The following is a 13504-nucleotide window of genomic DNA, read 5'->3' as shown; positions in this document are numbered from 1 at the left end:
AGGATTCAGGCTTGTGTAACGCCAGCAATGGCGGAGGGAATGAAAGATGTTTTTGCCTCAAGAAATTATTCGCAAGAAGCGCAACGGTGAAGCGCTCAGTACCCAAGAGATTCAATTCTTCGTTCAGGGCATTACCAACAACACCATCGGCGAGGGCCAGATTGCGGCGCTGGCGATGGCGGTCTACTTCAAAGACATGACCATGGATGAGCGGGTCGCCCTGACCTGCGCCATGCGCGATTCCGGCATGGTACTGACCTGGGATCACCTCAATCTGGGTGGCCCGATCGTCGACAAGCACTCCACCGGCGGTGTGGGTGACGTCGTCTCCCTGATGCTCGGCCCGATGGTCGCCGCCTGCGGCGGTTTCGTGCCGATGATCTCCGGCCGTGGCCTGGGCCACACCGGTGGTACCCTCGACAAGCTGGATGCCATTCCTGGCTACCAGACCTCGGTCGATAACGATCGTTTCCTGAAAGTGGTGAAAGAGGCGGGTGTCGCCATCATCGGCCAGACCGGCGATCTCGCCCCGGCCGACAAGCGTATCTATGCGGTACGGGACATCACTGCCACCGTCGAATCCATCGCCATGATCACCGGCTCCATCCTCTCCAAGAAGCTCGCCTCCGGGCTGGAAGCGCTGGTGATGGATGTGAAAGTTGGCTCCGGTGCCTTTATGCCGACCTTTGAAGCTTCCGAAGAGCTGGCCAAGAGTATCGTTGCCGTGGCCAACGGTGCCGGCTGCCGCACTTCAGCACTCTTGACCGACATGAACCAGGTGCTGGCTTCCAGCGCCGGCAACGCAGTGGAAGTGCGCGAAGCGGTGCGCTACCTGACCGGTGAATACCGCAACCCGCGCATCCACGCCGTGACCATGGCGCTGTGTGCCGAGATGCTGATCTCCGCCGGCCTGGCCAGCGATGACGGCGAAGCCCGTCGCAAGCTGCAAGCCGTGCTGGACAATGGCAAGGCGGCCGAGCTCTTCGGTCGCATGGTGACCGGCCTGGGTGGCCCGAGCGACTTCATGGAGCGCTACGATCATCACCTGCCGAAAGCCGCCATCGCGCGCCCCGTCTATGCCGCCAACAGCGGCTTCGTGACTGCCATGGACACCCGTGAACTGGGTCTGGCCGTGGTCGCCATGGGCGGTGGCCGTCGCGCTGCCGGTGACAAACTTGATTATGCGGTCGGTCTGACCGACTTTATCCGCCTGGGTCAAAGCGTCGAGGCAGACAAGCCGCTCGCCCTGATCCACGCTCAAACTGAAGAGCAATTCGCTCAGGCTGCCAGCATGGTGCAGGCCGCCGTCAAGATCGGTGACACCCGACCAGAGGCGCTGCCCGAGGTCTACCGTCGCATCGGTCTGGCTGATTTGTAACAAGGGGAAGTCCCATGAAACGTACCTTTATTCTGATGATGGACTCTTTCGGTATTGGCGCTGCCGCCGACGCCGACAAGTTCGGAGATGTGGGCGCCAATACCCTTGGCCATATCGCCAAGGCCTGCGCTGCCGGTGAGATCGAAGGCCGTGGTGCCCTCAATCTGCCGAACCTCAGCAAGCTGGGTCTGGGTCACGCAGGCGAACTCGCCAGCGGCACCTTCCCGGCCGGTCTGAACAAAGACATCGAGGTGGTCGGCGCCTACGGCTTTGCCCAGGAGCTCTCCTCCGGCAAGGACACCCCGTCCGGTCACTGGGAGATCGCCGGTGTGCCCGTGCTGTTCGAGTGGGGTTACTTCCATGACCACCACAACAGCTTCCCGCAGGAGCTGCTGGATGCCATCGTCGAGAAGGCCGGTCTGCCGGGTTACCTCGGCAACTGCCACGCCTCCGGCACCCAGGTGCTGGATGATCTGGGCGAAGAGCACATGCGTACCGGCAAGCCGATCCTCTACACCTCTGCTGACTCCGTGTTCCAGATCGCCTGCCACGAAGAGACCTACGGCCTCGAGAAGCTCTATGAGCTGTGCCACATCGTGCGCGAGCTGCTGGAGCCCTACAACATCGGCCGCGTCATCGCGCGTCCGTTCGTGGGCAGTGGCAAGGGCAACTTCAAGCGCACCGGCAACCGCCACGACTACTCCGTGCTGCCGCCGGCACCGACCGTGCTGGACTACATGAAGGAAGCGGGCGGCCAGGTGGTTTCCATCGGCAAGATCGCCGACATCTATGCCCAGCAGGGCATCACCAAGCAGGTGAAGGGGACCGGTCTGACCGAGCTGTGGGATCGTACTCTGGAAGAGGTGAAAGCGGCCGGTGACCAGACCATCGTCTTCACCAACTTCGTCGACTTCGACTCCTCCTACGGTCACCGTCGCGACGTGAAGGGCTACGCCGATGCGCTGGAGTATTTCGACTCCCGCCTGCCGGAGCTGTTCGAGTTGCTGGAAGATGGCGACGTGGTGGTGCTGACCGCCGACCACGGCTGCGATCCGACCTGGGGTGGTACCGATCACACCCGCGAGTACATCCCGGTGCTGTTCTACGGCAAGCCGGTCAAAGCCGGCTCCGTCGGTCGTCGCGAGACCTTCGCCGACATCGGCCAGAGCATCGCGGCGTACCACGGCCTGCCCAAACTGGCATACGGTACCAGCTTCCTGTAATTTACCCGCCCGCCGCCTCGGCGGCGGGCAACCAATAAAGACAATAAAACTCAACCTAGTGTGAAGGAATCAAGAGAATGGCAACTCCTCATATCAATGCGAAAGATGGCGCCTTTGCTGATACCGTGCTGATGCCGGGCGACCCCCTGCGCGCCAAGTACATCGCCGAGACTTTCCTGGAGAACGTCGAGCAGGTGTGCGACGTGCGCAACATGTTCGGTTTCACCGGCACCTACAAGGGTCGTCGCATCTCCATCATGGGTCACGGCATGGGCATCCCGTCCTGCTCCATCTATGCAAAAGAGCTGATCACCGATTACGGCGTGAAAACCCTGATCCGCGTCGGCTCCTGCGGTGCCGTGCGTGAAGACGTGAAACTGCGTGACGTGGTGATCGGCATGGGTGCCTGCACCGACTCCAAAGTGAACCGTCTGCGCTTCAAGGATCACGACTTCGCCGCCATCGCCGACTTCGATCTGGTTGCCAATGCCGTACAGGCCGCCAAGAACAAGGGCGTCGCCGTGCGCGTGGGCAACATCTTCTCCGCCGACCTGTTCTACACCCCGGACCCCTCCATGTTCGACGTCATGGAAAAGTACGGCATCCTGGGTGTCGAGATGGAAGCCGCCGGCATCTACGGTGTGGCTGCAGAGTATGGTGCCAAGGCACTGACCATCTGCACCGTCTCCGACCATATCCGTACCGGTGAGCAGACTACCTCCGAAGAGCGTCAGCTGACCTTCAACGACATGATCGAAATCGCGCTGGATTCCGTCCTGCTGGGCGACAACTAATCCCCCTCGCGCATGAATAATGACAACGGCGGCCTTCGGGCCGCCGTTTTGCATTTCAAGGATGGCAGCTCAGAGGTCGAGGGCGAAGCGTCCCTTGCCGGCCTGCTTGGCTTGGTACATGGCACTGTCGGCCCGGTGCAGCAGATCGTCGATGTGGCAATACTGGCCCGAGTGGCAGAGCGCACCGCCGATGCTGCCGGCGAGGGGCAACAGGTGGCCGGCCACGTCGGCCGGCACCGCCATGGCCGCCAGCAGCCGCTCGCACAGGGCGGGCAGCTCCAGCTCCGGCTGGCGCAGGGCCGGCAGTATGATGGTGAACTCGTCGCCAGCCAGGCGTGCCACCATGTCGCCGGGGCGCACCTCGGCACTCAGCACGCTGGCGAAGCGCTGCAACAGAGCGTCGCCGACGTGATGGCCGAGTTGATCGTTGATCCGCTTGAAGCCGTCGAGATCGAGGAACAGCAGGCCCAGGGTCTCGGCATTCTGGCGCACCCGCTCCAGCTCCCGGGAGAGGCGCAGGGTGAAGGCGCGCCGATTGGGCAGGCCGGTGAGGGGGTCGTGGGCCGCTTCGTGCTCCAGCTGGTTCTGCAGCGCCTTGAACTCGGTGATGTCGCTGCCGAGGATGTAAACCCCCGGCTCATCGCCCCGGCTCGGGATCATGGTGATCCTGAGATCGCGCGGGCCGATGGGCAGCTCGAAACGGTTCTCGAAGCTCACCTGCTCGCCGGCGAGGGCCCGCTCCAGATGGGCGATGGCCCGGCCGTAGGCCGCGTCGCCTATCACCTCCCGCACGCTCATCTCCCGCATCAGCTCGGCATCGAGCCCGAAGTAGCGGCAGTAGGCCTGGTTGGCGAACAGGTAGCGCCCCTCGGGCGAGACCATGCTGATGGTGACCGGCAGGCCGTCGGTGATGGCCCGCAGCCTGGCCCGCCCGCGCTCAATCTCGGCCAGCACCTGGCGGCGAGCCGTGATGTCGTGCAAAAACAGGGCGATGCGCACCTTGCCGTCGAACTGGTAGCGCTCGGCAATCACCTCCACCGGGATGCGCCGGCCGTCGTGGGTACCGATCTCGCACTCCAGGCGGCGCGCAGCACTCTGGGGATGGGTCAGCTGGGCCAGCAGGGGGTGAGCGCTACCGAGCAGGGCGGGTAGGGTACGCCCCAGCATCTCTTCGGGGTGCCAGCCCAGCAGAGTGGTGGAGGCCGGGTTCCAGCCGGTGATGACCAGCGCCTCGTCGAGTTCGAGGAAGGCGTTGCTGGTATGTTCCAGCATGTGCTGCAGGCGGCGCTGCTCCTGCCACAGGCGCTGCTGCATGGCGCCGCGCTCCTGCATCTCGCGATGCAGCTGCTCCACCGTGCTCGACAGCTCGCGGGTGCGCTCACGGACTTGCTGCTCGAGCCCCTGCTGCAGCTGCAGCAGCTCGGCTTCGGCCTGCTTGCGCTCGGTGAGATCGGCGAACACGGCGATCAGGTGCGGCGCCATGGTGCGGCTATGGCACAGGGTCACGCTGAGCTGGACCCAGCACTGGCTGCCGTCGGCCCGGATCATCCGCTTCTCCAGCCGGTAGTCCTGCCGTTGCCCCGCGAGCAGGGCGTTGAACAGGGGCAGCTCGCGCGGCAGATCCTCGGGATGGGTCATGGCGTGCCAGGTGCGGCTCAGCATCGCCTGCTCGCTGTAGCCCAGCAGCCGCTCCAGTCCCGGGTTGGCCCGCAGCCACTTGCCTTCGAGGGAGGAGAGGGCCATGCCCACCGACGACTGGTTGAAGGTGAGGGTGAACAGGTGATCCTTGTCCTCCAGCACCTGATTGAGGCTGCGTACCTGATGGCGCCGCTCCAGATCGTGCAGGGTGTTCTCCACCAGGCGGCCGAAGTCATCGAGATCGCGACAGGCCTCCTGGTCGAGGTGGCGCGGTGCATGATCCACCAGACAGAGGGTACCGAGCACCACGCCATCCAGCGCCCGCAGCGGCCGCCCGGCATAGAAGACTACGTGCGGCTCCTCAGTCACCAGCGGGTTGTCGGCAAACCGCGGGTCGAGCCGGGCATCCGGCACCTGCATGATGTCGGGACGCAGGATGGCGTGGCCGCAAAAGGAGTGCTCCCGGCTGATCTCGCACAGGGCGACGCCGGTGCGGGCAAGAAACCACTGTCGGTTCACGTCGGTCAACGAGACCATGGCGATGGGCAGCGAGAAATGGCGGGTAATGAGCCGGGTCAGGCGATCCAGCTGATCGATGGGCTCGCGGTCAAGCAGGCCGAGGATGCGGAGTCGTTCCAGTCGACTCTCTTCATCCAGCGGCAGAGAGGGGGCAATCATACAGCGCTCCTGCTGGTGGCATTGCCAGTTTCGGGTCGGGGGATCGCGCCGCCTTATTGCGGCTCGACCGGTTTGCTTTTCTTCTTGTGCTTGCGCACCCGCATGTAGTTGCGACGGATCCCGTAGGAGATCAGCAACCCGGCCAGCAGGGCGACCAGCAGCATCAGCCGCTGCTTCTCCTGTACCACCTTGAGCCGGGTATCCTTGTCCGCCAGCATCTGCTGCTCTTCCAGCGTAATGCGCAGATACCCCAGGGTCTGCTCCCCATCCAGGATCTCCTGCACGAACTGGATGCGCCCCTTGCCCTGCTCCGGTATCGACTTGTTGCTGTCGCCGATGGGCAGCAGGCTGTCCAGCGGCACCGCATTGTCCGACTGGGCGAGGGGGATGCCGCGGGCATCGTAGAGGGTGACGTCGAGGATCTCGGGCTCGGCAGCCAGATCCTGGGCCAGCCGCTCCAGCTCGCTGTTCTTGTCCTCCTTGAGCCAGCGCTTCATGTCGCGGGCGGCGTAGGCCACCAGCGCCTGGGCCCGGTTGCGTGCCTCGCTGTGCAGCGAAGCCTGGCTCTCACCCTGCATGTGGATGAGTACCGCGAGCACCCAGAGCCCGAGCAGGACGCCGGCACCGAGACTGAGCACACGTTTGATGGGGAGATGACGCAAGCGTTGAGCCTTTTGCTGACAAGGGGTGGCGGGATCTTGGCGCTTGCCTGTACAAAAAGCAATACGCTACTCTGGGCCAGCATTGTTAACCCCATGATCACCAAGGAAGGCGTTATCCCTATGTTGTTGTCCCAATTGCCCGCAGAGATTTCAGAGTGGCCCGAGTGCCTGTCCGGCGCCCCTTGGTGGGAGACGACGCCGCAGGCGTTGCTGCCTGCCGCCAGTGCGCTGGATGGCGCTTGGCTGGTGCTGTTCGGGCGCGCGTTGGCCGCTCATCATCTCGGGCGGCTGGCCGGGCTGCTGGCGCAGCACGAGTTGCAGGCCAGGCTCTATCCGCCCGCCATGCCGGCCGGGGTGCCTCTGCTGCTGCTGGGCACGGATCGCTTCTCACCCGCTCTGGTACAGGCTCTCAAGGGGGAGGAGTGGGACATCGATCTGTGTCATCTGTCGGCCCTACCCAGCCTGGCGGAGCCCGGTTTGCTGGTGATGGACATGGACTCCACCGCCATTCGCATCGAGTGCATCGACGAGATTGCCCGGTTGGCCGGGGTCGGCGAGCAGGTGGCGGCGGTCACGGCCGCCGCCATGCAGGGCCAGCTGGAGTTTGCCGACAGCCTGCGGGCCAGGGTCGCCCTGCTGGAGGGGGCGCCGGTCACCCTTCTTGACGAGGTGGCGGGCAACATGCCCTGGATGCCGGGCCTGCAGTTGATGGTGGATACCCTCAAGCAGGCCGGTTGGAAGGTGGCGATCGCCTCCGGTGGTTTCACCCGTTTTGCCGGCCAGTTGCAGCGGGAGCTGGGGCTGGATGCCATCTTCGCCAACGAGCTGGCGGTGGAAGGGCAACAGTTGACCGGCAAGGTGAGCGGGCGCATCGTCGATGCCACCGTCAAGGCCGAGGTGCTGCAGCAGCTGGCGCAGGAGTACGGCATCGCCGCTGGCCAGACCGTGGCCGTCGGCGATGGCGCCAACGATCTCAAGATGATGGGGGTGGCCGGGCTCGGTATCGCCATCCACGCCAAGCCGCTGGTGCGGGCGCAGGCGGCGGCCACCCTCAATCACCACGATCTGGAAGGGGTGATCTGCCTGCTCAGTGCGCTGGCCTGCCGCCAGCAGCGCTGGGATCGCCGCTAGTCCCGGCGCCTCGGCAAGGCCCTTGGTCCACGTCACGGAGGACGTAGTCTCATAATGGAACTGTTACAGCAATCCTTGTTTATTCCCTGCGGCGCACATCGGCTGCACGTGCGCCACATCCAGCCGCGGGTTGCGGTACATGGCGAGCCGATCCTGATGGTGCATGGCGCCATCGAGAACGGCCGCATCTTCTACACCGAATCGGGCAAGGGGCTGGCCTGCTTTCTGGCCCGCCACGGCTATCAGGTCTATGTGGCAGACCTGCGGGGACGGGGGCTGAGCACACCGGCCATCGCCGAGCAGGCCGAACATGGCCAGCATGAGCTCATCACCGAGGATCTGCCGGCCCTGCACCGCTGGATTGCCGCCCGCCATGGCGGCTTCAAGCTGCACTGGATGGCCCACTCCTGGGGTGGCGTCATCATGGCGTCGACCCTGGTGCGCTTCCCCGAGTTGGCGGAGCAGGTGGCCAGTCTGGTGTTTTTTGGCACCAAGCGCGGCGTGTCGGTCCAAAACCCGGAGCGCTGGCTCAAGGTGGATCTAATCTGGAACCGGCTGGCCCCCTGGCTGGCCAGGCGCAACGGCTTTCTGGCTGCGCGCAGCCTGAAGATCGGGGCGGATGACGAGCCGCTGCGTTACCTGCAGGAGACCATCCCCTGGGTCAAATGCGGCCCCTGGCAAGATCCCAGCGACGGGTTCGCCTATGACGAGGCAGCCGCCCGGGTCAACTGGCCACCGCTCTGGATGATCTCGGCCAAGGCGGACAAGGTGCTGGGTCACCCGACCGACGTGCGCCGCTTCAGCGCCGAGATGGGCTCGGCCGCGCGCCATACCCGCCTCGGCCGGGACAACGGCAACCGGCTCGATTACGACCACATCAACATGTTGACCGCCCCGCAGGCGCAGGAAGATCACTTCCCGCAGATCCTGGAATGGCTGCTCAACCCGCAGGCAGCCTGACAAAGACCGGTTGGCGGAGCGGGTTGCTATCCGGTGTACTGATGGATGAACAAACCATGGCGGGCCAGAGGCCCGCCATGGTTTTATTGCCTGCCCATCTGGTTGAGGGCCGTGGTTTGCAGGGGCCTGCTCAATTGACGGGCGCCGTGATGCCGAGCCGGAACAGGGTCGCCTGGCTGGTATCGGTCAGCTCACCCACCCCCACCACGCTCCACAGCTCCTCTTCCAGCTTCTTGGCCTTGTGAATGGCGAACTTGGCGATGTAGTCCAGTTCGTTGGCGATGAAGTTGGTGTCGGGGCGGCCGGTGCGGGAGATGCCCACCAGCACCGAGTAGAACTCCCCCTGACGCAGCGCCTGTTCGATGAAGCTGCGCTTCTCCGCCACATTCTTGAAGCTGCTGGCGAGCCGGCTGGTGAAGATGGGCAGGCCGGCCGCCGTCTGCAGGCTGGCGATGTAGACCTCTTCCTCCTGGGGCTGATCCTCCCGCTCGATGGCCCGCAGCGGATTCATGATGAGCTGTTTGAGCAATTCGCCCTGGAACAGGGGATAGAGGTTGTCCTGGTCACCCTGTTCGGCACAGGCTTTCAGCAGCCGCGACAGGCTGCGCGCCTGCGGGGCATGACCGATGGAGGCCGGCCTGGGGGCGCCCTTGAGCTTGTTGATGTAGACCGGGGTGCTGAAGACGTGGTGGGTGTAGATGTTGCGCAGCGCCCGCGCCATGCCGCGATAGCGGCGCTGCTCCTGGGCCGCTTTGAGCTTGTTCTGGTTGCTCTCGATCAGCAGCTTGAAGAACTGGCGGCCGGTGTGGCGCTCCGGATCGCCCTCGATGCACAGGTGCAGCACGGTGCGGGTCAGGTTGATGCTGACCAGCCGGTAGGGCAGACGCTGCAGATCCATGCTCTTGGAGAGCTCCTGCAGGCGCGGCAGGGCGATGGTGACGATGTCGTCCTTCACCCCCTCGAACGGCTCTTCCAGCTCGATCTGCATGCCGTGGGCCGAGATGTCGCGGGTCCAGCCGAGCCAGGCGCGGCCATTGTGCTTGATGGCCACGGCCGTCTTGTGGATGTAGCGGGCCTCCTTGCGCAACTGGACATAGTGCAGCGTCTCGATCTCGAAGGGGGCGGCACTGCTGTCGTGGCCGAAACGCTGCAGCTCGTTGGCATTGTGCTGGGCGCTGGCATCGTACTGGAACTCTTCCCGCTGGCTGTCGAGGCCGACATCCTGCAGCAGGCCGACATAGCTTATCTGCTTGAGCCGCTCCTGCAGCAGCATGTCTTGCAGCTGGGGGCTCTCCTTGCTCTGCTGGCTGGCCAGATCGGCCTCGTGCAGGTCACAGCGCTCCAGGCTGAATTTGTAGACCCGCCAGCTGGGGCGCCGGGCACCGACCTGGAAGAAGAGCGACATCAGCCCGCTCTGCAACAGCTCTTCCCGGGTGGCGGAGAAGAAATAGAGGTGGCTGCGTACCGAGTGGGTGAAGCAGTAGATCAGGGTCTCTTTCAATTCACCGGCCGCCGGCAGCAGGGCCTGCATGCGGGTGGCGGAGAACAGGCTGGCGAGCATGTCGCGGTTCTTGGCATCGCGCCAGTATTCGAGAATGTGCTGGTTGTTCTCGGTGCGCAGGGCGATCTCGAGGCTGGGGCTGTCGCCCGAACCGAAAAACAGCGGCATGCCGGTCATGCGCGGCAGATAGAACTGCTCATACCCCTTGATGATGGCGGCGGAGAGCAGGTAGTCGACACTGACCCGATAGCGGCTCTTGTTGCTCTCGATGAACTCGCTCAGGAACTGGTCGAAGCCGGGGTGTTCGCCGGTTTTGACCAGCCTGAGCCAGAACTTGCCCTCCTTGCTCTCTTCCCCGAGGATCTGGTAGCTGACCGAATGGTGCAGGACCGGGTTGGCATGATCCCGCTCCAGCCCGGTGAAGAACACTTCGACCTGGGCGCCGGTCTGGTAGTTGGGCAGATAGGGCACCGAGACCCGGATCCCGCCGAGGGAAAGATCGGAGCTTTTGGCAAACAGCTTGTCGCCATCGGCAAACTTGATGAGCACAGGGGAGCTGAAGTGCATCCGCTCCTGGCGTCGGCCATAGTAGCTGGCAAAGGCGATGGGATTGACGTCGTACTGGCGAAACGGGCTGGCAGGGGGCTGCAGCGGGCCATCACTCTTGCCATGGTGGTGTTTCTGCCAGTATTGCAGTGCCTCGTAGACTCCCAGGGTGTAATCGTCTTTGTAGAGATAGCACTGTGACTGGAACAGACCGATGGCCTCGGCCGGCATGAAGTGGGTGATCCCGTCGGATTCATGGACCAGACACTCGTCACCCAGTTCGTCCCGCATGTCGATCACGCGACGGCAGGGGGTGCATCTGCGCTTGATCTCCATCTTGATCAGAAAACGGCTGTTGCTGTTTTCGTCCTGGGTCAGGCGATTGAAGATGTCATCGAAATCCTTTTCTCTGAGCAGGGGGATGAGCTGTTCAATTAGGTGCTGTTGTTGTTCTGAATCCATGTGTTCCTGCCACGGAAAGTCACTTTTCCGATTCTGGGTTTGATCTGTCGGTCGCAAACAAGTATATCAAGCAGGAATTCATCCTGTCCCCGAGTTATCCATGGCCAAAAACAAAACTGCCTATGTTTGTACCGAATGTGGCGCCGACTTCACACGCTGGCAGGGCCAGTGCAGTGAGTGCAAGGAGTGGAACACCATCAGCGAGGTGCGCCTAGGCTCGGTGACCCCGGGCAAGAGTGCCCGTTATACCGGTTATGCCGGCGCCATCGGCAGCCAGGTGCAGACGCTGGCGGAGATCGCCACCACCGAGATCCCCCGTTTCTCTTCCGGTTTCAAGGAGCTGGACCGGGTCCTGGGGGGCGGGGTGGTGCCGGGTTCGGCGATCCTGATCGGTGGCAACCCGGGGGCGGGCAAGTCGACCCTGCTGCTGCAGACCATGTGCGGTCTGGCGGAGCGGATGAAGACCCTCTATGTCACCGGCGAGGAGTCGCTGCAGCAGGTGGCGATGCGGGCCTCGCGCCTCGGCCTGCCGACCGACAAGCTGCGCATGCTGTCGGAGACCTCGGTCGAGCAGATCTGCCTGATTGCCCAGCAGGAGCAGCCACAGATCATGGTCATCGACTCCATCCAGGTGATGCATGTGGCGGATGTGCAGTCGGCGCCGGGTTCAGTGTCTCAGGTGCGGGAAGCCGCCGCCCTGCTGACCCGCTATGCCAAACAGAATCACGTCGCCATCTTCATGGTGGGTCACGTGACCAAGGATGGCACCCTGGCCGGCCCCAAGGTACTGGAGCACTGCATCGACTGCTCCGTGCTGCTCGATGGCGGCCACGACTCCCGCTTCCGGACCCTGCGCTCCCACAAGAACCGCTTCGGGGCGGTCAACGAGCTCGGTGTCTTCGCCATGACCGGGCAGGGGATGCGGGAGGTGAGCAACCCCTCCGCCATCTTCCTCAGCCGCGGTGAAGAGCAGGCGCCGGGGTCGGTGGTGATGGTGATCTGGGAGGGGACGCGGCCCCTGCTGGTGGAACTGCAGGCGCTGGTTGATTATTCCCAGCTCTCCAACCCGCGCCGGGTGGCGGTGGGGATGGATCACAACCGTCTCGCCATGTTGCTGGCGGTGCTGCATCGCCACGGCGGCCTGCAGATGGCGGATCAGGATGTCTTCATCAACGTGGTCGGCGGGGTCAAGGTCGAAGAGACCAGCGCGGATCTGGCTCTGCTGCTCTCCATGGTCTCCAGTTTCCGGGATCAATCCCTGCCCAAGGATCTGGTGGTGTTCGGGGAGGTGGGGCTGTCCGGCGAGATCCGGCCCGTGCCCTCCGGCCAGGAGCGGTTGCAGGAGGCGGCCAAGCATGGCTTCCGCCGGGCCATAGTGCCGCACGCCAACGCGCCCAAGCATCCCATCGAAGGCATGGAAGTGGTGCCGGTCAAGAAACTGGCCGATGCCCTGGAAGCCTTGTAATCGGCATAGTGGCCGCAGGCAGGCAATAAAAAGGAGCGCAACGGCGCTCCTTTTTACATTGAATGTACTGCTCAGGGGTGGGGGTGTTCGAGATGTTCGCTCAGCAACTGCTCCAGCTCCCGGTGCAGCAAGTCTTCATCGCCGACGTTGAGCTCGATCATCCGCTTGAGGTGGGTGGCGCTGTCGATATCGATGTGATGGCAGTAGAACCCCAGCTTCTTGCTGGCCTCATGGGTCAGCATGACCTGCATCTTGATCTCGATGTCGCTGCCGCTCAGCACGAAGCTGAGTGAATACTCTTTGTTGTCGTGACTTTCCCAGTCATCGGGCCGGATCAACAGGGCGCCCTGCAGGGAGATATCCACCAGCTGGGTCCGCCATTTCTTATCTCCCTGGACGAGGTCGGCCATGGTCAAGTAGAGGATCCGTGAAAAACGGCGACGCTCGGACATTCTCATCTCCTGTCAGCAATAGGAATTGGAGCTAAAGGTCATGACATAGAGTGTAATGCACCTTGCACATCAGGATCTTGAACTGGCTCCGAAATTGGATATCAAACCTGCTGGGCGCTGAGTGACTCCACGACCTGCAGTGCCTTGATCAGTCGATCTTCCTGCTTGAAACGATCTTCCAGCACGGGGCCCAGCTGGTTCAGATCCTCATCCAGCAACAGCAACTGGGCCTCATCGGCATTGCTGTACTTGTCGTTGAACTCCAGCGCAAACTCGGTGCAGGCCCGGATGTGGGGGTAGATGCGCTTCGCCAGTTCCAGCTTGTCGCCGCTGGCCTGTTCGAAGGCGGTCACCACATGGTTGTAGATCTCGAAGTGTCCGGCGCTGACGTAGTCGACCAGGCGTTCACAGAAGCCTTGCAGTTCCACATGGCCGGGCAGCGAACGCTGCTTGGTGCGGGCGGGAGTCAGTCCGGCAAGTCGCATGTATTCGACCAGCAATGCCTGCCTGGCATCCAGCCAGTCATCGATAGCTCTGTGCTTTCCTGCCAATGCGCGTTTGGTTTGTTCCAGTTCAGTTAACATAGTCCCTCCGTGGGGCATAGGCATGGAGTG

General features: G+C 63.2%; 11 protein-coding genes. 6 read left to right on the top strand and 5 right to left on the bottom strand.

Annotation, left to right across the window (positions count from 1 at the left end):
- Positions 1-46: 46 nt before the first annotated feature.
- From deoA to deoD, 3 genes are all read left to right on the top strand, one after another.
- Positions 47-1378: a thymidine phosphorylase gene (deoA, locus tag C2U40_RS18510; RefSeq protein ID WP_103827450.1), complete on the top strand. Its 1332-nt coding sequence runs from the start codon at positions 47-49 to the stop codon at positions 1376-1378.
- Between the two features lie 14 nt (positions 1379-1392).
- Positions 1393-2601, top strand: coding sequence for a phosphopentomutase (locus tag C2U40_RS18505; protein ID WP_024945853.1), 1209 nt, complete (start codon positions 1393-1395; stop codon positions 2599-2601).
- A 77-nt stretch (positions 2602-2678) separates the two neighbouring features.
- On the top strand, positions 2679-3395 hold the full coding sequence (gene deoD, locus C2U40_RS18500; RefSeq protein ID WP_011707410.1) for a purine-nucleoside phosphorylase: 717 nt from the start codon (positions 2679-2681) through the stop codon (positions 3393-3395).
- Between the two features lie 69 nt (positions 3396-3464).
- Here deoD and C2U40_RS18495 read toward each other — a convergent pair whose 3' ends face one another.
- The gene (locus C2U40_RS18495) at positions 3465-5711 is read right to left on the bottom strand and encodes a sensor domain-containing diguanylate cyclase (protein ID WP_103827451.1); all 2247 of its coding nucleotides are present in this window, start codon (positions 5709-5711) and stop codon (positions 3465-3467) included.
- A gap of 53 nt (positions 5712-5764) precedes the next feature.
- On the bottom strand, positions 5765-6373 hold the full coding sequence (locus C2U40_RS18490) for an AhpA/YtjB family protein (protein WP_017411238.1): 609 nt from the start codon (positions 6371-6373) through the stop codon (positions 5765-5767).
- Positions 6374-6493: 120 nt separating this feature from the next.
- Between C2U40_RS18490 and serB the strand changes: the two genes are divergently transcribed.
- Together serB and C2U40_RS18480 are read left to right on the top strand one after the other, a co-directional pair.
- Positions 6494-7504, top strand: coding sequence for a phosphoserine phosphatase SerB (serB, locus tag C2U40_RS18485; protein ID WP_103827452.1), 1011 nt, complete (start codon positions 6494-6496; stop codon positions 7502-7504).
- Between the two features lie 54 nt (positions 7505-7558).
- Positions 7559-8464, top strand: a complete 906-nt coding sequence (locus C2U40_RS18480; protein WP_103827453.1) for an alpha/beta hydrolase family protein — start codon at positions 7559-7561, stop codon at positions 8462-8464.
- Between the two features lie 130 nt (positions 8465-8594).
- On the opposite strand, the gene C2U40_RS18475 is transcribed toward C2U40_RS18480, so the two are convergent.
- Positions 8595-10973, bottom strand: a complete 2379-nt coding sequence (locus C2U40_RS18475; protein WP_045788992.1) for a PilZ domain-containing protein — start codon at positions 10971-10973, stop codon at positions 8595-8597.
- A 100-nt stretch (positions 10974-11073) separates the two neighbouring features.
- On the opposite strand from C2U40_RS18475, the gene radA reads away from it, so the two are divergent.
- The gene (radA, locus tag C2U40_RS18470; protein WP_011707405.1) at positions 11074-12438 is read left to right on the top strand and encodes a DNA repair protein RadA; all 1365 of its coding nucleotides are present in this window, start codon (positions 11074-11076) and stop codon (positions 12436-12438) included.
- Positions 12439-12509: 71 nt separating this feature from the next.
- Here the strand turns inward: radA and C2U40_RS18465 are convergent, their stop codons facing one another.
- Together C2U40_RS18465 and C2U40_RS18460 are read right to left on the bottom strand one after the other, a co-directional pair.
- The gene (locus tag C2U40_RS18465) at positions 12510-12890 is read right to left on the bottom strand and encodes a PilZ domain-containing protein (protein WP_011707404.1); all 381 of its coding nucleotides are present in this window, start codon (positions 12888-12890) and stop codon (positions 12510-12512) included.
- Positions 12891-12991: 101 nt separating this feature from the next.
- Positions 12992-13474, bottom strand: a complete 483-nt coding sequence (locus C2U40_RS18460) for an Rsd/AlgQ family anti-sigma factor (protein WP_011707403.1) — start codon at positions 13472-13474, stop codon at positions 12992-12994.
- Between the last annotated feature and the right edge of the window lie 30 nt (positions 13475-13504).

It is taken from the genome of Aeromonas sp. ASNIH4 (genome assembly GCF_002934425.1).
Lineage (GTDB): Bacteria > Pseudomonadota > Gammaproteobacteria > Enterobacterales > Aeromonadaceae > Aeromonas > Aeromonas hydrophila.
Note: the sequence above shows the minus strand (reverse complement) of the source record. Positions and strands in the feature narration are given on the sequence as shown.

Bases quoted from the DNA above. Each gene is read 5' to 3' on its own strand.
- C2U40_RS18480 (WP_103827453.1), top strand. From the start codon at position 7,559: ATGGAACTGTTACAGCAATCCTTGTTTATTCCCTGCGGCGCACATCGG.
- C2U40_RS18460 (WP_011707403.1), bottom strand. From the start codon at position 13,474: ATGTTAACTGAACTGGAACAAACCAAACGCGCATTGGCAGGAAAGCAC.
- C2U40_RS18505 (WP_024945853.1), top strand. From the start codon at position 1,393: ATGAAACGTACCTTTATTCTGATGATGGACTCTTTCGGTATTGGCGCT.
- radA (WP_011707405.1), top strand. From the start codon at position 11,074: ATGGCCAAAAACAAAACTGCCTATGTTTGTACCGAATGTGGCGCCGAC.
- C2U40_RS18475 (WP_045788992.1), bottom strand. From the start codon at position 10,973: ATGGATTCAGAACAACAACAGCACCTAATTGAACAGCTCATCCCCCTG.
- deoA (WP_103827450.1), top strand. From the start codon at position 47: ATGTTTTTGCCTCAAGAAATTATTCGCAAGAAGCGCAACGGTGAAGCG.
- C2U40_RS18465 (WP_011707404.1), bottom strand. From the start codon at position 12,890: ATGTCCGAGCGTCGCCGTTTTTCACGGATCCTCTACTTGACCATGGCC.
- C2U40_RS18495 (WP_103827451.1), bottom strand. From the start codon at position 5,711: ATGATTGCCCCCTCTCTGCCGCTGGATGAAGAGAGTCGACTGGAACGA.
- deoD (WP_011707410.1), top strand. From the start codon at position 2,679: ATGGCAACTCCTCATATCAATGCGAAAGATGGCGCCTTTGCTGATACC.
- serB (WP_103827452.1), top strand. From the start codon at position 6,494: ATGTTGTTGTCCCAATTGCCCGCAGAGATTTCAGAGTGGCCCGAGTGC.